This window comes from Streptomyces sp. NPDC006476 (assembly GCF_040612015.1).
GTDB classification, from domain to species: domain Bacteria; phylum Actinomycetota; class Actinomycetes; order Streptomycetales; family Streptomycetaceae; genus Streptomyces; species Streptomyces griseorubiginosus_B.
The window spans coordinates 19,529-38,749 of the sequence record NZ_JBEXPK010000040.1 but is presented as its reverse complement, the minus strand read 5'-3'; the positions used below and the strand labels follow the sequence as shown (position 1 = coordinate 38,749).

Below are 19,221 nucleotides of genomic sequence, written 5' to 3'. Positions count from 1 at the left end.
TCACATCACACATCGGTCACGCCGCGCGCCCGAGAGGGGAGTTCTCCCGATGAGTCAGACCGAGATCGAGATCGCCACCCAGCCCGACTGCTGGCGGCGGGCCGTGGCACTGGCCCGGCACCCCGAGGACACCCTCTCCGCCTCGCTGCCTCGGCCCGGCGAGCGGGTGGCCGTCGTCGGCTGCGGGACGTCCTGGTTCATCGCCCAGGCGTACGCGGCCCTGCGGGAGTCGGGCGGCCACGGCGAGACCGACGCCTTTCCCGCCTCCGAGATGCCGACGGGGCGCGCCTACGACCGGGTGGTCGCGCTGACCCGGTCCGGCACCACGACCGAGGTGCTGGAACTGCTGCGCCGGCTTGGCGGGCACATTGCCACGACCGCGGTGACCGCGGTACCGCAATCGCCGGTGACGGAAGTGGCCGACGCGGTCGTCCTGCTGGACTTCGCCGACGAGATCTCGGTCGTCCAGACCCGGTTCGCCAGCACCGAACTGGTGCTGCTGCGGGCGCTGTTGGGCGAGAACCTCGGGCATCTGCCGCTGCAGGGGCACTCGGCGCTGAGCGAACCTCTGCCGAACGCGGTCTTGGAGGCCGAGCAGTTCACGTTCCTGGGTCAGGGCTGGGCGTACGGGATCGCCCAGGAGGCGGCCCTGAAGATGCGCGAGGCGGCGGGCGCCTGGACGGAGGCATACCCGGTGATGGAGTACCGGCACGGTCCGATCAGTGTCACCGGTCCCGGCCGTGTGACGTGGTGGTTCGGGGACCCGGCGGCCCTGCCGTCCGGTCTCGCCGACGACATCGCGCGCACCGGCGGGCAGTTGGTGGCGCTGGGCCGGGACCCACTGGCCGACCTCGTCGTGGTGCACCGGCTGGCCGCGGCCCTCGCCGCGGCGCGCGGACTGGACCCGGACAATCCGCGCCATCTGACCCGCTCCGTGATCCTGGCCTGACCCGGCGGCGCCCCGGGGCGGATCTCGGCGAGGCGGGGCGGATCTCGGCGGGGGAGCAGAATTTACCCCTCCGTTACAAGCGGTTTCTGGGCCCGGCGAGACCTCTCAGCAAGGCCCGGAACCGACCGCCACCAGGGACGACAGCGGGTCGAGGACAGTCGCCGGGAGGCTCGGGAGGCCGCGTGCCTGACATGTTGACAGGTGGCGCCTACAGCAAGAGCATGTGCGAAATCGCTTGAAATCTTGCATGCGCACGCAACATCAAGCACTTCGCACGCCCTGCCCGGCACCGCGCTTCGTCGTGGCCGTGCACTCCGCACGTCGACCCGCACCTCGCACCGCCGCTTCCGAGCCCCGTCCTGTCCGACAGGAGGACACGAGTGCACCCCCGACTGAGCAGCACCGGCGGCCTGTTGATCGCTGCCATCCTGAGCTGCGCGCTGCTGGTGGCGCCCGTCACCGGATCCACCGCAGCGGCAGCAGCCTCCGCCCGCCCCGCCGCAGCCTCCACCGGTGGGCCCCAGGTCACCCGTTCCGCGCACGCCGTCACGGTTTCCGTGCCGGCCTCGGCCGACGCTCCCGGCTACAGCCTCGACGTGGCCACCGACGAACTCGCCCTGACCACGCGCCGGGCCCGGAAGACGGTCCTCGCCACCGCCTCAGGTGACTCCGGCGCCCTGCGTTTCACCGCGGCCGACGGCAGCTGGCAGCACGCGACCACCGTCACCGACTGGGCCTGGAAGAACGGTGTCCTGACCGTCACCGCCGCCAGCACACTCGCCGGCGCCACGGTGGAGGCCCGCATCACGCCCCGCGCCGACCGCTACCAGCTCGACTGGGACGTCCACGGCGGCGGACCCAAGCAACTCGGCCTCGTCTACGACCTGTCCTCGGCCGGCCACTGGTACGGCCACGGCGAGGCGCAGACGCCGCAGGGCGGACCGGGAGTCGACCAGCCCTGGCCGCTGGACAGCGGCCAGGTGGAGCACACCGGCTTCGGCCCCGCCTCGTACAACATGATCGATCCGTTCTGGTACACCTCGGCCTCGACCGGACTGCGCGTCGACACCGGCGACACCATGGACGTCTCCGTCAACGGCGGCAAGGACGGCCTCGGCCGCTTCACCGTCGACGCGGCCGGCACCTACAAGGCCACCGTCTTCGTCGAGTCGACCCCGCTCGCGGTCTACCGCGACTACATCGGCATCGTCGGCAGACCGGCCAAGAGCGATGCCACGTACGAGCAGTACGCCAAGCCGCTGTGGAACTCCTGGGCGCAGTTCTACACCAAGGTCGACCAGCAGAAACTGCTCGCCTACGCCACCGAGCTCCACGACAACGGCCTGGGCGGGCACACCATCCAGCTCGACGACAAGTGGGAGTCGAACTACGGCAATCTGACCTGGGATCCCAAGACCTTCCCCGATCCCAAGGGGCTGTCCGACAAGATCCACGCCATGGGGTTCGACTTCGGCCTCTGGGTCACCCTGTGGATCAACCTCGACTCCGCCAACTACCAGTACGCGGCCGACCACGGCTATCTGCTCATGGACGCCAAGGACACCAGCAAGCCGTGCGAAGTGACCTGGTGGAACGGCCAGGCCGGGATCATCGATCTGGCCAACCCCGACGCCAAGGCCTGGTACGAGGGCAACCTCAAGACCCTGATGGACAAGTACCGCATCGACGGGCTGAAGTTCGACACCCGCTTCTTCGACGAGAAGTGCGCCCCACGCCAGGGCCACCAGGCCACGGACTACCAGAAGCTCGGCACCGAACTGGCCGACACCTACGACCTCCAGGGCGCCGGCATCCGAGTCCACTGGAACTCCACCGCCCACCAGGCGGGCTTCGTCACCCGCCAGGTCGACAAGGGCACCGGCTGGGACTCCCTGAAGGCATCGGTCAGCCAGAACCTGGCGATCTCCACGATCGGCTACCCGTTCGTCGAGTCCGACATGATCGGAGGCTCCGGCGGGCAGGCCGCTCCCGGCAAGGACGTCCTGATCCGATGGGCGCAGTCGGCATCGCTGATGCCCCTGATGTACGCCTCCACCTCACCGGTGGAGACCAACGACGTCACCACCGGCCAGAAGGTGACGTACGACCAGCAGACCATCGACCTGTACAGAGCGGCCATCAAGGCGCACGAGCGGCTGGCCCCCTACATCTGGGACCAGGTGCAGGCGACACTGCGGACGGGTGACCCGATCATGCGTCCGCTGTTCTTCGACTTCCCCAAGGACCAACCGAGTTACACGGTCGCCGACGAGTGGATGCTGGGCCCCGCCGTGCTGGCCGCGCCCAAGCTCGGCTCCGGCGCCACCCGCACGGTGTACCTCCCGTCCGGCGCCTGGTTCGACGCCAACCACGGCACCGTCATCCACGGCCCCGCGACCCTCAAGGGGTACGCGGCGCCCCTCGGGGTGACGCCCACCTTCGTCAAGCTCGGCGCCAAGGGCGCCACGAAGGCGATCCGGGCCCTGAAGCGCGACGATGTCCCGGCCGCGTCCGTCCTGATCGGACCGGACGCGCCCAGCACCGGGTCGGGCAAGCCCTTCGAGGTCACCACCACGGCCACCAACTGGGGCACCACGGCCATCAACGCCGTCCGCGCCTCCCTGACCGTGCCCGCCGGCTGGACCGCACGGCCCACCGACGCCGCGACCGCGCGCTCCCTGGCGCCCGGCGCCGCGTACACCACCACCTGGACGGTCACCCCGGCCGCCGACGCCGCATGGGGCGGCCACGACCTCACCGGCACGGTGACCTACAGGACCGCCGCCGGGAGGACCGTCGCCGTCGACGACACCGTGCGGGCCACGGTGGAAGCCGCCCCCGGCGCCGTCCACGACCCCTACCGCACGACGCAGACCACCGACGCCCAATACGCGCAGGCCGGCGACCAGTTCGCCATCTGGGCGGGCGGGCAGGACCTGTCCGGCTGGAAGGACGAGAAGGGCACCGTCTACCTGGACGGCGCGGCCGGCGAACACTCCACCGTCCAGGCGCAACTGGTCTCGCAGAGCGGTGCCAGCCCGGCTGCCAAGTCCGGGCTGGCGATCGCCAACGACCTCACCGACCCGGCGAAGGGCGGCTACGCGGTCCTGGCCATGACCAGGAGCTACGGGCTGGAGTTCATGACCGACAGCAACGGCGACGGCGTCCTCGACACCTGGGCCGGCGGCGGTTCGACGTACTATCCGGCCCACCTGCGGCTGGTCCGCGACGGCACCACCTACACCGCGTACGCCAGCAAGGACGGCGAGACCTGGACGACGGTGGGCACCGCGCAGGTGCCGTCGGCCGCCGGGAGTGAGGACGCGGGACTGGTCGCCAGTGCCGTCAACGCCAACTACCCCGGCAATGCCAGCGAGGCCGTCTTCAAGGCCTTCTCCGTCACGTCCTGAACCCCCACTTCCTAAACCCCGTCCCTTCCTGAACCTCCTCACTTCCTGAACCCTGCCCGGCCTTCGACCCTGTCCAGTACGAGCCTGAGAGGGGCCCGGACCATGTCACGCGTTCCGACGGCCGTCGCCGCCTTCGTCGCCGGGATTGTCATAGCCGCGACAACCACGGCGATCGCCGGCACCGGCACATCCACCAAGGACGTCAACGAGAGGGCGACGACCACCTGGCTGACCGTCAAGGTCGCCGACGCCATGGGCACCAGGGACACGATCACCTGGGTCCCGACCGGCTCCTTCGCCTCCTCCGCCGAAATCCGCGTCCCCCGCTACCCGACCAAGGCCATCCAGGGCAAGGACACCAGGGACCTGTCCCTGTCCGCCGTCCGCAACGAGCAGGTCTCCGCCCAACTGGCCATCGCCTCCGGCCACGACCTGCACCGCGTGCGGGCGAGCGTCGGCGACCTCACCGGGCCCGGCGGGGCGAGGATCTCCGGCGCCGGGACACAGGTCCGGTTCGTGAAGTACGTGCCCGTGCAGCGCTCCAAGACCGAGATGGACTGGTCGGCCACCATCGACCAGGTCAGCTCCCCGACCGAGGTCTCCGGCGACCGGAACCCGGACGTCGTCGGCGACGCGCTGCAGGAGGGCTCCTCGGTCGACGTGCCCGCCTACGCGGCGCAGCCGCTGTGGTTCACCTTCCACATTCCGAAGACCGCGGCCGCGGGCACCTACACCGGCACGGTCAGGGTGACCGCCGACGACGGCACCAAGGTCACCTACCCGCTCACCGTCCAGGTGGCGACCGCCGCCGTGCCGGACGCGAAGGACTACGGTTTCTTCCTCGACGTGTGGGCCCAACCCGAGACGATGGCGCTGAACAGCGGTGTCGAGCCCTGGTCGGACCGGCACTGGAAGCTGATCGAGGCGTACGACAAGGACCTGGCGGGCCACGGCCAGAAAGTCGTCAACACCACCATCGTCGACAACCCGTGGCACCACCAGTGGTCGCTGGGCACCCGCCAGTCGCAGACAGCCACGCCCTACTCCAGCATGGTCCCCTGGAAGTGGGACGGCACCCGGTTCTCCTTCGACTTCTCCCGCTGGGACAGGTACGTCAAAACAGCGCTCAAGGCAGGCGTCGGGCCCGACATCGGGGCGTTCTCCATGCTGGCGTTCCAGGACGGCGAGCACCTCACCTACACCGACACCCGGACCGGCAAGAGCGTCTACCAGAACGTCGACCTCGGCGGCGACCGCTGGCGCGAGGCGTGGGGAACCTTCCTGCCCGCCTTCGTCAAACACCTGCGGGCCAAGGGCTGGCTGGACCACACCTATCTGTCGTTCGACGAGCGGCCGGTCGAATCCATGACGGTCGTCCGGGACTTCGTCCACGAGGTCGCACCGGAATTCGACCGGCGAATCTCCGTCGCCGGCTCGGCCGGCACCGCCGACCTCGCCTCCGACCTGTCCGTCAGCTGGGACACCATCGACCAGATGACGGCCAAGAAGGCCGAGGAGCGCCGGGCCGAGGGCAAGGTCACCACCTTCTACGTGTACGGCACCCCGGCCCACCCCAACACACTCTCCTACTCCCCCGCCGTAGAGGCCCGGATGCTGCCGTGGATCGCGGCACAACGCCACCTGGACGGCTTCCTGCGCTGGTCGTACAACAGCTGGACGTCCGACCCCTTCAGCCAGCCGGTCTACATCTTCACGCAGGGCGACGAGTACCTGGTCTACCCCGGCGAGAACGGTCCGATGTCCAGTGTCCGCTGGGAGCAACTCAAGGAGGGCATCGAGGACTTCGAGCTGATCGACGAACTCCGCAACAAGAACGGCGGCACCAGCGACAGCGACGCACTGACCCAGGCCCTCACCACGGCGACACGCGACCTCGACGGCCGTACGAAGGACGTCACCGATGTCGAGACCGCGCGGGCCGCGGTAGTGAAGGCGCTGACATCATGATCATGAGAAGAACCTGGCTCGCCCTCCTCACCTCGGCACTGCTGGCCGCCTGCTGCCTGGCCGCGCCCGCCGTCGAGGCCGCCACCCCCCGGACAGCGCCGGCTGCCGCGCCACAGGCGCACACCGTCACCTACGACCAGTACTCCGTGCGGATCGACGGAAAACCGGTGTACCTGTGGGGCGCCGAACTGCACTACTTCCGGCTGCCGAGCCCCGACGCCTGGCGCGACGTGCTGCAGAAGATCAAAGCCGCCGGATTCAACTCCGTGTCCCTGTACTTCGACTGGGGCTACCACTCCACCGCCCCCGGCTCCTACGACTTCACCGGCGTCCGCGACGTCGAGCGACTCCTCGACGAGGCCGAACGAGCGGGCCTGTACGTCATCGCCCGCCCCGGCCCGTACATCAACGCCGAGGTCTCCGGCGGCGGCTTACCTGCCTGGCGCAAGACGCACGCGGGCGTGAACCGCACCTCCGACGAGGGGTACATGAAGGACGCCCGGGAGTGGATGAGCCGGATCAACCCGATCATCGCCCGGCACCAACTCACCCGCGGTACTGGGTCGGTGATCCTGTACCAGGTCGAGAACGAGTACCAGGGCGGCGGCCTGTCCCCCGACTACATGCAGACCCTCATCGACTGGGCGCGCGAGGACGGCATCGACGTCCCGACCTTCGTCAACGACGGCGGACCCAACAGGAACTGGGTCAGCGGCAAGGGCGCGCCGGACATCTACGGCTTCGACGCCTACCCGCAGGGCTTCGACTGCTCCGCTCCCGACGCCTGGAAGGACCTGCCCGACTATTCCTACGTCAACGACTTCAAGCCCGAGTCCCCGCTGATCATCCCCGAGGCACAGGGCGGCGCCTTCGACCCCTGGGGCGGATCCGGCTACAACGCCTGCCGCCAGCTCACCGGCACCGACTTCACCCGCGTGTTCAGCAAGATGAACATCGCCGCGGGCGTCACCGGCCAGTCCTTCTACATGACCTACGGCGGCACCAACTGGGGCTGGCTCGCCGACCCCAACGCCGTCTACACGTCGTACGACTATGGCGCGCCGATCACCGAGGCACGACAACTGACGGACAAGTACCAGGAGTTCAAGCGGCTCGGCTACTTCGTCAACGCGGTGCGGTCGCTCGCCCGCACCGACCGGGCCGAGGCGCCCGCGCCGAGCGACGACGCCCTGCACATCGACCGGCGGGTGAACCCGGACGACGGCACCCAGTTCTTCACCGTCCGGCACGCCGACACCCGGGTGAAGGACACCGACAGCACCACCTTCGCCCTGTCCGGCCGGGACGGCGACTACCCGCGCGTCCCGCAGCAGGGCACCGTCACGGTCGCCGGCCGGGACGCCAAGATCCTGGTCGCCGGCTATGACCTCGAACGGCAGCGGCTCGTCTACTCCACCTCCGAGATCATGACCCACACCCGGATCGGCGCCGACGACGTGGCACTGCTGTACGGCAGGAGGGGCGAGGCGGGAGAGACCGTACTGCGATACAGGTCCCGGCCCAAGGTCACCGTCCTGGACGGAAAGGCCGATGTCACCTGGAACGCCGAACGCGGTGACCTGCGGCTGAACTACACCCATCAGGGCCTCATCCGGGTCCGCGTGGGCGACTTGGTCCTCCTCATCGCCGACGATCAGGAGACCACGCACTGGTGGCGGCAGGACACCGGCGCCGGGCCGGTGCTCGTGCGCGGCCCGTCTCTCCTCCGTACCGCCCAAGTCGACCACGGGACGCTGAAGTTGACGGGCGACTCGACCAAGGTCGCGAAGATCGAGGTCATCGCCGACGCCCCACACGTGACGTGGAACGGGCACCGCACCGCGGTCACCCCCGCACCCCGCCCGGTGCAACTCCCCGCCCTCACCGACTGGCGCACACACGGCGAAAACCCCGAGTCCGCACCCGACTTCGACGACTCCGCATGGACTGCCGCCGACCATCTCACCGCCAACAACCCCGACCTCGCCGGCTACACCCCCGTCCTCGCCATGGACGAATACGGCTTCCATCAGGGCGACGTCTGGTACCGGGGCCGCTTCCGCACCACGGGCCGCACGAGCGCGGTGACCTTGAACGCCAACACCGGCCCGCACGGCCTCTACGCGGTCTGGCTGAACGGCCACTGCCTCGGCCATTCCGGCGACGGCACGCACACCTTCGACATCCCCGACGGGGCCCTCACGGACGGCGGCGACAACGTCCTCTCCGTCCTCGTCGAGAACGCCGGCCACAACGAGGAATGGGGTCACGACTACTCCAAGGAACCGCGCGGGCTGCTCTCCGCCGGCCTCATCGGCGCCGACTCCACCATCACCTGGAAGATCCAGGGCACCCGAGGTGGCGAACACCCGGTCGACACGGCACGCGGCGGATACAACAACGGCGGTCTGTACGGCGAGCGTTCAGGCTGGTCGCTGCCCGGATACCCGGACAGCTCCTGGACCCGTACGGCCCTCGCCGCGCAGTCCGCGAAGTCCGGCCCGGGCGTGCGCTGGTACCGCACCACGGCCCGCCTCGACCTGCCCCGCGGCCAGGACACGCCCCTCGCCCTCGAACTCGCCGACGGGAACGGCGGCAAGGACTACCAGGCCCAGATCTTCGTGAACGGCTGGCTCATCGGCCGCTATCTCGCCGACACCGGTCCGCAGTCCCGTTTCGTCATCCCGAGCGGTCTGCTCGACGAGCACGGCACCAACACCATCGCCCTCGCGGTCTGGTCCACGCACGACGGCTCCGGACCCGGTTCCGCACGTCTCGTCGACCTCGGCGCGAGCGCGGGCGGCATCCCCATCGGGACCGTGAGGGCACCGTCGTACGACGCGAAGAGGTACGCGGACCCGCCGGCAGGTGCCCAACTGGCCGTGGGCGCCGAGCCCTTCCTCAGCGCGGGTGAGGCGGGCCGGGCGACCGTCTCCTTCCACGTCCCCGAGAAGGCGGCGAGCGACGTGGACCTGTCGCTGAAGGCCCCCGACGGCTGGACGGCCAAGGCGGACGGCCCGACACACTTCGCCCGGGTCGCCCCCGGTGCCACGGTCACCGCCGCGTACACCGTCACTCCGCCCGCCGACACGGTCCCGTACGCCCTGCTGTCGGCGACCGCCTCCTACCGGCAGGACGGTCGCGCCGCGACGACCACCGGGGAACGGGCCGTGCAGGTGCCGCCACCCGCACCCGCCGGGGACGTGTACGTGAGCGATCTGCCGCTCGTGCGGGCCGTCAACGGCTGGGGCCCGGTCGAGAAGGACACCTCCAACGGTGAGAACGCGGCCGGTGACGGACACACCCTGTCCATCGGCGGCACCACCTACGCCAAGGGCCTGGGTGTGCACGCAGACAGCCAGGTCCGGGTCTATCTCGGCGGTGTCTGCACCCGGTTCACGGCCACCGCCGGAGTGGACGACGAGGTCGGGGACAGCGGCAGCGTCTCCTTCAAGGTCACCGCGGACGGGCGCGACCTCTTCACGAGCCCGACCCTCCTCGGCTCCGACCCCGGCACGCCCATCGACGTGGACATCACCGGCGCCCGCTGGCTGGACCTGTCGGTGGACAGCGGCGGGGACGTATCCACGGACCACGCCGACTGGGCCGCCGCCCACCTCACCTGCACGGGAGGCACCGAATGAGCCTCGCCAGGCGATGGCGTGCCGCTCTGGCATGCCTCGCGTCCGCCCTGCTGCTGACCGCGCTCGTGTCCACGGCCCCGGCCGGCGGAGCCACCGAACTTCCGGACCGGACGACCGCCGCCGCATCCTCCGCCCCCGCCTCACCCCACGCCATCACCTACGACCGGTACTCCGTCACCATCGACGGCAAACGCGTCCTGCTCTGGTCCGGCGAGTTCCACTACTGGCGGCTGCCCAGCCCCGGCCTGTGGCGTGACGTGCTGCAGAAGATGAAGGCCGGCGGGATGAACGCCGTCTCCATCTACTTCGACTGGGCCTACCACTCCCCCGCGCCCGGACAGTACGACTTCTCCGGCATCCGTGACGTCGACAAGCTGCTCGACATGGCCCAGGAAGCGGGGCTGTACGTCATCGCGCGCCCCGGCCCGTACATCAACGCCGAGACGGACGGCGGCGGTTTCCCCGGCTGGCTGATGACACAGAAGGGCCGCGCCCGCTCCACGGCCCCCGACTACCTGGCCGCGGCACACGAGTGGCTGCGGCACATCGACCGGATCCTCGCCCGCCACCAGGTCAGCAACGGCACCGGACCGGTCCTGCTCTACCAGGTGGAGAACGAGCTCTACGACCCCGACGGCCGGCCGTACATCGCCGATCTGAGCAAGCAGGTGCGCTCCGACGGCATCACCGTCCCGCTCGTCGGCAACGAGCCGAACGCTCAGTACGCGGGCGGCGACGGGCTCGACTTCGTCGGCGAACTCGACCAGTACAACTCCTTCTGCAAGGGCCAGTGGTGGCTGCCCACGCTCCAACGGCAGGACGAGACCAAGCCCCTCGCCGTCTTCGAGGCGGGCACCGGCTGGTTCCAGACCTGGGGCGACACCGGCTACGACGAGTGCCGCGAGAAGATGGGCCCCGCCTACGAGAAGATCGTCGACAAGCACGAGATCATGCAGGGCACCACGGTCCAGAACCTGTACATGACCTACGGCGGCACCAACTGGGGCTGGGTCGCCGACCCGCGCCAGGTCTACACGTCGTACGACTACGGTGCCCCGATCACGGAGGCCCGGCAGACCGGCGCCGACTACGACGAGCTGAAGCGGCAGGGCCTCTTCTACACCACCACCGCCCCGCTCACGGCCACCGAACCGGCGGACGCGCCCACACCGTCCGACGACGCCGTCCACGTCGAGGCGCGCGCCAACCCCGGCACGAAGACGCAGTTCCTGTACGTCCGCCACACCGACCCCATGGCCGGCTCCGACGCGACCACCAGCTTCGACTGGAAGACCCCGGACGGCACCTATCCGGTGAGCGTGCGGCTGAACGGGCAGACCGGCAAGATCCTCGTCGCCGGCTACGACCTCGGCGGCCAACGGCTCGTCTACTCCACCAGCGAACTGATGACCGGCACGAAGGCCGGGAGCAGGGACGTGGCGGTCCTGTACGGCGCCGAGGGCGACCCCGGGCAGACGATGCTGCGATACTCCTCGAAGCCGGACGTCACCGTGCTCGACGGGACCGCCAAGAGCACCTGGGACGCCCGACACGGCGATCTCCGGCTCGACTACGACCACAAGGGCCTGACCCGGATCCTCGTCCACGGCGGTGGCCGCCCCGACCTGCTGCTGCTCATCGGCACCGACGCCGAGGCCGCCGGCTTCTGGCGGCCGGACGGCACCACCCTGGTCCGCGGCGCCGAGCTGGTCCGAACGTCCACCGTCCACGGCTCCACCCTCGCCCTCACCGGCGACGCGGCGAAAACCGGCCCGCTGGAGGTGTTCGCGGCCCCCGGCGTCCGCACGGTCACCTGGAACGGCACCCCGGTGACCACCGAACGCACCTCCTCCGGCAGTCTGCTCGGCAGGATTCCCGGCCCCCGGACGGTCACCCTGCCCGAACTGACCGACTGGAGGACATCCTCCGAAAACCCGGAAACCGCTCCGGACTTCGACGACTCCGCCTGGACCTACGCCGACAAACTGACCACGGACAACCCGACCCAGCCGGGCACCCTGCCCGTCCTCTACCAGGACGAATACGGCTACCACTACGGCTACGTCTGGTACCGCGGCCACTTCAAGGCCACCGGCACCGAGACGTCGCTCTCCCTCACCGCTCTCGCCACCAACCCGGACACCGCCTCGAAGGCGGTCGGCATCTACTCGGTGTGGATCAACGGCCAGTTCGCCGGAACCAGCCAGACCGGACGCCACACCTTCGCCCTCCCCGCCGGCCTGCTGAAGAAGGGAGCGGACAACGTGGTCTCCGTCCTCGTCGGCACGATGGGCCACAACGAGGACTTCACCTGGAACAGCGACGACCACAAGCAACCACGCGGCCTGACCGAGGCATACCTCTCCGGCTCCGACGCGCAGATCACCTGGCGCGTCCAGGGCGCCAGGGGCGGTGAGCGGCCGGTCGACACCGTACGCGGACAGATGAACAACGGCGGCCTGTACGGGGAACGTTCGGGCTGGACCCTGCCCGGCTACCCGGACCGCTCGTGGGACCGTGCCACACTGCCGGCCGCCGACACCGCCCCCGGGCTCGCCTGGTACCGCACCACCTTCGACCCCCGACTGCCCAAGGGCCAGGACGTCTCCGTCGGCGTCACCATCGCGGACGACCCGCAGCGCGACTACCGTGCGCTGATCTACGTCAACGGCTGGCTGATGGGCCAGTACGTCAACGACACCGGACCGCAGCACACCTTCCCCATCCCCCATGGCATCCTGCGCACCGACGGCAGGAACACCATCGCCATCGCCTCCTGGAGCGAGGACGCGAAGAGCGGCGGCCTCGGCAGGGTGAGCCTGACGACCCTGGGTAACGTCACCTCCTCCCTTCGGGTCGCCGACGTGGCCTCCCCGGCCTACGCCCCCGGCCGGTACGCCGATCCGACGGTCCCGGCCCGGGTGGGTGTCGACGCCCCGGACACCGTCGAGCCCGGCGGCCACTACCGGGTCACGGCCGCGGTCTCGGTACCGCGCGACGGCCGCACCCTGCGCGGCGCGTCCCTGTCGCTCGGCCTGCCCGAGGGCTGGAGCGCGAGCCCGGACTCCCAGGTCGGGCTGGGCGCCGTGAGGCCCGGCCGGTCGGCCGAGGCGACCTGGACGGTCACCGTGCCCGACGACCAGAGGACCGGCACCGTCGCCGTCCTGCGCGCCACCGCGTACTTCACCCGCAGCTCGTCAACAGGCCCGGTAACGGGCCAGGTCACGGGCTCGGTAACCGGCGAGAAGATATTCGCGGCCCAGCCCCCACCGCTCACCGCAGGCGAGCACTACATCAGCGATCTGCCTTTCCAGTCGTCAAGCAACGGCTGGGGACCAGTCGAACGCGACCAGTCCAACGGCGAGAACGCGCAGGGCGACGGACTGCCGCTGCGGCTGCACGACGTCACCTACGCCAAGGGGCTCGGCATGCACGCGGCCGGCTCGGTGCGGGTCTGGCTCGGCGGCACCTGCACGAGGTTCACAGCGGCACTCGGCCTGGACAAGGAGACGTACGGACGGCCGGACGGCCCGGCCACGGTCGCCTACAGCGTCCTCGCCGACGGAGTGACCGTCTACGAGAGCGGAACCGTCGACCGCGACACGGTGACCAAGGCGATCGACGTGGACGTCACCGGGGCCCGGCGACTCGAACTCGTCGTCTCCGACGGCGGGGACGGCAACGCCCTCGACCACGCGGACTGGGCCGACGCCAGGCTGAGTTGCGGGGGTGGCGCGTGATGCCCGAACGCGGACAAGCGGTGGGACCGCATCCCGAGAACGCCGGACGAAGGAAGCGACGCATGGTCGGACTGTTGGGACACCGGCGAGGGCGCCGACTTTTCGTGGCCTCGGTCGCGGCCGTGGGAGCCGTACTGGCGGCCCTGCTGCCGGCGGCCTCGGCCGAGGCCGGGACCCGGCCGCAGGCGTGGACAGGGACGTGGGCGACCGCGCAGCACGCCTCGTACGACCCCGGCACCTCCGAGGTGACCGTGCGGATCCCGGTGCACGTCAGCGCGGGCGGGACGAGTGTGCGGATCCGGTTGACCAACGAGTTCACCGACCAGCCGGTGACGATCGGCCACGCGACCGTGGGCCGGCGGGCGGGTGGCTCGTCCGTGTCGGCTCCGCGCGATCTGACGTTCGGTGGGAAGGCGGCCGTGACGATCCCGGCCCACGGGCAGGCTGCGAGCGACGGGTTACGGATTCCCGTCGCGGCCCGTAGTGATCTGGTGGTCAGCCTGTACTTCCCCGGTAGGCTCACCCACGTCAGCCAGCACTGGATGGGGCTGCAGACCGTCTACTGGACACCCGACGGCGGCGGCGACCACGCCGGAGACGCCGGTGGGGGCGCGTTCACCAGGACCGATTCCACCTTCCCCTTCCTCACCGGAGTCGACGTGCGGGGCGGTCGGGCACGGGGCTCCGTCGTCGCACTCGGTGACTCCATCACCGACGGTGCCGCCTCCACCTCGGACGCGAACCGGCGCTGGCCCGACTACCTCGCGGCTCGGCTGTCGGCCTGCACCTCCACTGCCGGGGTGCTGAACGAGGGCATCAGCGGGAACCGCATCACGGCCGGCACCGACGGCAATCCCTCGGCGCTGGACCGCCTGGCGCGCGATGTGCTGTCCCAGCCGGGCGCCCGGACGGTGCTCCTCTTCGAAGGCGTCAACGACCTCAGCTGGGGCGGTGCCACCGGCGATCAGGTGATCGACGGCATGAAGGAGATCGCCCGCCGGGCCCACGCCCGCGGGCTGCGGGTGATCGGCGCGACCGTGGTTCCGTACCGGGGCTGGGGCGACTACTGGACCGAGGCCAAGGAGGCCGACCGGCAGAAGGTCAACGCGTTCGTACGGGACGGCGGCGTCTTCGACGGATACGCCGACTTCGACAAGGCGGTCCGTGATCCGGACGACCCCACCCGCTACGCCGCCGCGTTCGACTCGGGCGACCACCTCCACCCCGACGACAACGGGATGAAGGCGTTCGCCGACGCCGTCGACCTCGCCGGCCTCCGGGTGGCCCGCGACTGCCCTTCGGCCCGCGTCCGGTTCAGCCCGTCCCGTCCGAGTCTGCCGGCCGGCCGCGCCACGGAGATCACCGCGACCGTCACCAACTCCGGTCACAGGGCGGTCACCCGGGTCGCCACCGGGCTGCGCCTGCCGCATGGTTGGACCGCCGAAGCGGAAGGGCCAACAGGCACCAACTCCCTCCCTCCCGGCGGGAGTTCCACCGTCACCTGGCGGGTCACCCCGTCCGCCGGCACGGCTTGGGGGCCGTACGACATCGGCGTAAGCACCTCCTTCCGGCAGAGCGGCCGGACACGCCACGACACCGACACGGTGACCGCCGACGTCACCCCCGTGCCGTCCGCGGTCAGACCCCCGTACCGGACGTTCGCCACCGCCGAGGACGCCCAATACGCCCAGAACGGCGAGCAGTTCGCGATCTGGGCGGGCGGTCAGGACCTGGCCGGCTGGAAGGACGAGAAGGCCGCCATCCATGTGCCGGACGCCGTACCCGCCTCCGGCAGCGTCACCGCCCGCCTCGTCGAGCAGACCGGCAGCGGCCCCGCCGCCAAGGCCGGCATCGCCGTCGCCAACGACCTGACGGCCCCGGAGAAGGGCGGCTACGCCGTGCTCACCATGTCGAGGAGCTACGGCGTGGAGTTCATGACCGACAGCGACGGCGACGGGAAGCTCGACACCTGGGCGGGCGGCGGCTCCTCGTACCACCCGGCCTGGCTCCGGCTCACCCGCGACGCCACCGCCTACACCGCGTACGCCAGTAGCGACGGCACCACCTGGCAGCGGATCGCAACCGCGACCGTGCCGTCCGCGGCCGGCGGCGGCCTCGACGCCGGGATGGTCGCGAGCGCCGTCAACCTCGACCACCCCGGCCAGACCACCACAGCCGTCTTCGACTCCTTCTCGACCACCCACTGAGAGGCCTCCTGTGAACGTCAGCCGTAGACGCTTCCTGACCACGGCCACCGCTCTCGGCTCAGCGGTGCTCCTCGCCCCGCCCGGCGCCGCCCAGGCGATCGGCGGCGGCATCACCGACTACCGGCCCACGAAGGCTTCCCTCGATACCCACCCCGTACCGCGCTGGTACAAGGACGCCAAGTTCGGCATCTTCGTCCACTGGGGCGTCTACTCGGTCCCCGCCGGCTCCGCCCGGCAGATGGCCGCCGAGTGGTACCTCTGGTACCAGAGCTTCGACACCGACCCCACCTGGAAATACCACCGCGACACCTACGGGCAGGACTTCCTCTACGACGACTTCATCCCGCAGTTCAAGGCCGAGAACTACGACCCGGACGCCTGGGTACGGCTGTTCGAGCAGGCGGGTGCCGAGTACTTCGCGCTGACCAGCAAGCACCACGACGGCTTCGCCCTGTGGCCCAGCAAGGTGACGGACCGTCACGCGGGGAAGTACGGACCGAAACGGGACCTGGTCGGCGAGCTGATGGCGGCCGCCCGCAGACGCGGCACGGTACGGCCCGGCCTGTACTACTCGCTCGGCGAGTTCTTCAACCCGGCGCTGGGCCGGCCGATGAAGAACTTCTACACGGGCGCAGAGGTCCCGATGACCGGCTACCGGCCCGTCGAGGACTACATCGGCGACTACGAACTCAAGCAGCTGTACGAGATCATCGACCGCTACGACCCTGAACTGCTGTGGGCGGACGGCCAGTGGTTCCGGCCGGCCGGCGAACCGCCGTGGCGCAGCGAGGAGCCCCTCGCCCACTACTACAACAAGGCCAAGAACCGCAGCCGCCCCAAGGGTGTCGTGGTCAACGACCGCTTCGACACGCATTTCGACTACGCCACCTACGAGCAGCGCACCAACCCCACGATGGACGCCCAGAAGTGGGAGTGCTGCATCACGATGGGCTACTCCTGGGGTTACAACAAGTTCGAGATCGAGGAGGACTACAAGACCTCCGAGTTCCTCGTCCATCTGCTCGCCGACGTCACCAGCAAGAACGGCAACCTGCTGCTGAACATCGGACCGAAGCCGGACGGCACCATCCCCGACGTCATGCAGCGGCGGCTGCGGGACATCGGCGCCTGGCTGAAGGTCAACGGCCCCGCGGTCTACGGCTCGACGCCCTGGCTGCGGGCCGAGGAGGAGGGCAGCCCGCTCGGCATCCGGTACACCGTCAGCCCCGGCAAGTTCAACATCATCGTCCTCGGCGCTCCCAGCGGCACCCTCTCCGTACCCGCGGACATCCCCCATTCCGCGACCTCACGGATCCGGCTGCTCGGCCACAACGGGCCGCTCAAATGGACCCGTTCGGACGGCAAGATCCACATCAGCGTCCCGGAGACGCTGCCCAGCGAGATCGCCAACACCTTCACCGTCGACTGGGAACGACGGTGAACGGCGTGAGCACACGTACGGACACCCTCGGTCCCGCCCTCGCCGTCACCACCGAACCGGCCGAACCGGCCGTCGGCGACGCCGTCACCGCCACCGCGGTCCTCGTCAACGGCTGCCCGTTCCCGCTGCGCGGCGCCGTCCTGTACCTGATGGACCCGGGCGCGACGACCGCCGCGCGCACCATCCCACTCGGTGACCTGCGCCACGGCGCGAAGATCACCCGCAGTTGGCGCACGTCGATGCCGACCGATGCCGCCGGGGACATCGCCTTCACCGCGCACCTCGTCTTCGACGTGGACGGACGCAGCTCCGACTGCGCGCGGGCCGCGAAGACCGTCAGCGTGCCCTACGAGCCGAACGGCGTACGGGACCCGTACCAGACGTTCGCCACCACGGACGACGCCCGGTTCGGCCAGTACGGCAGCCAGCTCGTGATCTGGGCGGGCGGCGCCGACCTGTCCGGCGGCCGTGACGAGAAGGGCGGCATCCGCCTTCCCGGCGCCGTTGCCGCATCCAGCGTGGTTCAGGCCAAGACGGTCAGTCTCACCGGGAGCGACAACCCCAGCGCCAAGTACGGGATCGCCGTGGCCAACGACCTGACCGCTCCGGAGAAGGGCGGCTACGCGGTGCTGACCATGTCGCAGTCCTACGGCGTGGAGTTCATGACCGACAGCGACGGCGACGGCCACCTCGACACCTGGGCGGGCGGCGGCGCTTCCACCCATCCCGCCTGGCTGCGCCTGATCCGCTCCGGCACCACCTACACCGCGTACTCCACCACCAACGGCCTCGCCTGGAACGAGATCGCCAGCGCGACCGTGCCCTCCGCGAACGGCGCCCTGGACGCCGGTGTGGTGGCCAGCGCGGTGAACCTCAACCATCCCGGCACGACGGTCCGGGCCGTGTTCGACCACTTCACCGTGGAGGAGTCGTGACCGCCTACCGCCCCGAGGACCTCCTCCGCCCGGAGGAGGACTTCCTCCCGCCGCCCGTCTCGCTCACCGTCACCCCGGCCGCCCCCGAGCCGGGCAGGGCCGTGACCCTGACCGCCACGCTCACCAACACCACCAGGATCGCGCTGCGCGGCACCGTGCTCTATCTCGCCGTGAACGGCACCGGGGAACCGGACAGCCTGGGCGGCCTCGCGCCCGGCCGGTCGGTGACCCGCACCTGGCGGACCCGTCTCGCCGACGACGCCGAGGGCCGGGTCTCCTTCACCGCGCACGCCCTGTTCGACGTGCACCGCCACGGCTCCGACTGCACGCGCGCGACGTCCTCCGTCCTGCTGCCGTACCGCTCGCTGTCCGGAGCCTTCGACAACGCGGGGATCGCCTCCGGCGACGCCCTCACGGTCGCCGACATCGACGGCTCGCACTCCAGCCTGTCCGCCGAGGCGCTGGCGTCGGTGGGGCTGACGCCGGGCGCCGAGGTCGCGTACGACGGCGTGACCTTCACCTGGCCGGACACCGCGCCCGGCAACCTCGACAACGTCGTCAGTGCCGGCCAGACCCTGCTGCTGTCGGGCTCCGGCTCCCGCCTGTCCTTCCTGGGCACCAGCACCTGGGGCACGGGCAGGGGCGACGGCAGGATCGTCTACGCCGACGGCACCGAACAACCCTTCTCGGTCGCCGTCCAGGACTGGTACGGGGCAAACTCCTCCGCCGCGGTGGTGGTCCCCTACCGCCACATCGCCACCGGCCGGGACGACACCCCCGTCAGCCTGTTCACCTTCGGCGTCGACCTGGCGACCGGCAAGGAGCTGCGCTCCCTGGTCCTGCCCAAGGTCAGCGACGGCCTCCAGTCGGGCGTCCCCGCCCTGCACATCTTCGCCATGACGGTCAACTGAGCTCAGCCGGAAGGAC

The 19,221-nt window shown here is 70.2% G+C and carries 9 protein-coding genes; all 9 read left to right on the top strand.

Annotated elements, in window-relative coordinates; translation table 11 throughout:
* The first annotated feature begins 49 nt into the window (after positions 1–49).
* The 9 genes from ABZZ74_RS34890 to ABZZ74_RS34850 all read left to right on the top strand — a co-directional run bounded on the left by ABZZ74_RS34890 (position 50) and on the right by ABZZ74_RS34850 (position 19,205).
* Complete coding sequence (locus ABZZ74_RS34890; protein ID WP_356771916.1) at positions 50–949, top strand: SIS domain-containing protein; 900 nt, start codon at positions 50–52, stop codon at positions 947–949.
* Between the two features lie 380 nt (positions 950–1,329).
* On the top strand, positions 1,330–4,359 hold the full coding sequence (locus ABZZ74_RS34885; RefSeq protein ID WP_356771914.1) for a TIM-barrel domain-containing protein: 3,030 nt from the start codon (positions 1,330–1,332) through the stop codon (positions 4,357–4,359).
* 102 nt (positions 4,360–4,461) lie between these two features.
* Positions 4,462–6,327 (top strand): glycoside hydrolase domain-containing protein, encoded by a 1,866-nt coding sequence (locus ABZZ74_RS34880; RefSeq protein WP_356771912.1) that lies wholly within the window; start codon positions 4,462–4,464, stop codon positions 6,325–6,327.
* Positions 6,324–9,971 (top strand): beta-galactosidase, encoded by a 3,648-nt coding sequence (locus ABZZ74_RS34875; protein WP_356771910.1) that lies wholly within the window; start codon positions 6,324–6,326, stop codon positions 9,969–9,971. The genes ABZZ74_RS34880 and ABZZ74_RS34875 overlap by 4 nt, the downstream gene beginning before the upstream one ends.
* Positions 9,968–13,711 carry a beta-galactosidase gene (locus tag ABZZ74_RS34870; protein ID WP_356771908.1) on the top strand — a complete coding sequence of 1,248 codons (3,744 nt, stop codon included), beginning with the start codon at positions 9,968–9,970 and terminating at the stop codon, positions 13,709–13,711. Before ABZZ74_RS34875 ends, ABZZ74_RS34870 begins: the two co-directional genes overlap by 4 nt.
* Positions 13,712–13,773: 62 nt before the next feature.
* Positions 13,774–15,918 carry a GDSL-type esterase/lipase family protein gene (locus ABZZ74_RS34865; protein ID WP_356771906.1) on the top strand — a complete coding sequence of 715 codons (2,145 nt, stop codon included), beginning with the start codon at positions 13,774–13,776 and terminating at the stop codon, positions 15,916–15,918.
* Positions 15,919–15,928: 10 nt separating this feature from the next.
* Positions 15,929–17,359 carry an alpha-L-fucosidase gene (locus ABZZ74_RS34860; protein WP_356771904.1) on the top strand — a complete coding sequence of 477 codons (1,431 nt, stop codon included), beginning with the start codon at positions 15,929–15,931 and terminating at the stop codon, positions 17,357–17,359.
* 5 nt (positions 17,360–17,364) lie between these two features.
* Entirely contained in the window at positions 17,365–18,294 is a 930-nt protein-coding gene (locus ABZZ74_RS34855) for a hypothetical protein (RefSeq protein WP_356771902.1), read from the top strand.
* Positions 18,291–19,205, top strand: a complete 915-nt coding sequence (locus ABZZ74_RS34850) for a beta-glucosidase (RefSeq protein WP_356771900.1) — start codon at positions 18,291–18,293, stop codon at positions 19,203–19,205. Before ABZZ74_RS34855 ends, ABZZ74_RS34850 begins: the two co-directional genes overlap by 4 nt.
* Positions 19,206–19,221 lie beyond the last annotated feature (16 nt).

Bases quoted from the DNA above. Each gene is read 5' to 3' on its own strand.
- ABZZ74_RS34880 (WP_356771912.1), top strand. From the start codon at position 4,462: ATGTCACGCGTTCCGACGGCCGTCGCCGCCTTCGTCGCCGGGATTGTC.
- ABZZ74_RS34875 (WP_356771910.1), top strand. From the start codon at position 6,324: ATGATCATGAGAAGAACCTGGCTCGCCCTCCTCACCTCGGCACTGCTG.
- ABZZ74_RS34870 (WP_356771908.1), top strand. From the start codon at position 9,968: ATGAGCCTCGCCAGGCGATGGCGTGCCGCTCTGGCATGCCTCGCGTCC.
- ABZZ74_RS34865 (WP_356771906.1), top strand. From the start codon at position 13,774: ATGGTCGGACTGTTGGGACACCGGCGAGGGCGCCGACTTTTCGTGGCC.
- ABZZ74_RS34890 (WP_356771916.1), top strand. From the start codon at position 50: ATGAGTCAGACCGAGATCGAGATCGCCACCCAGCCCGACTGCTGGCGG.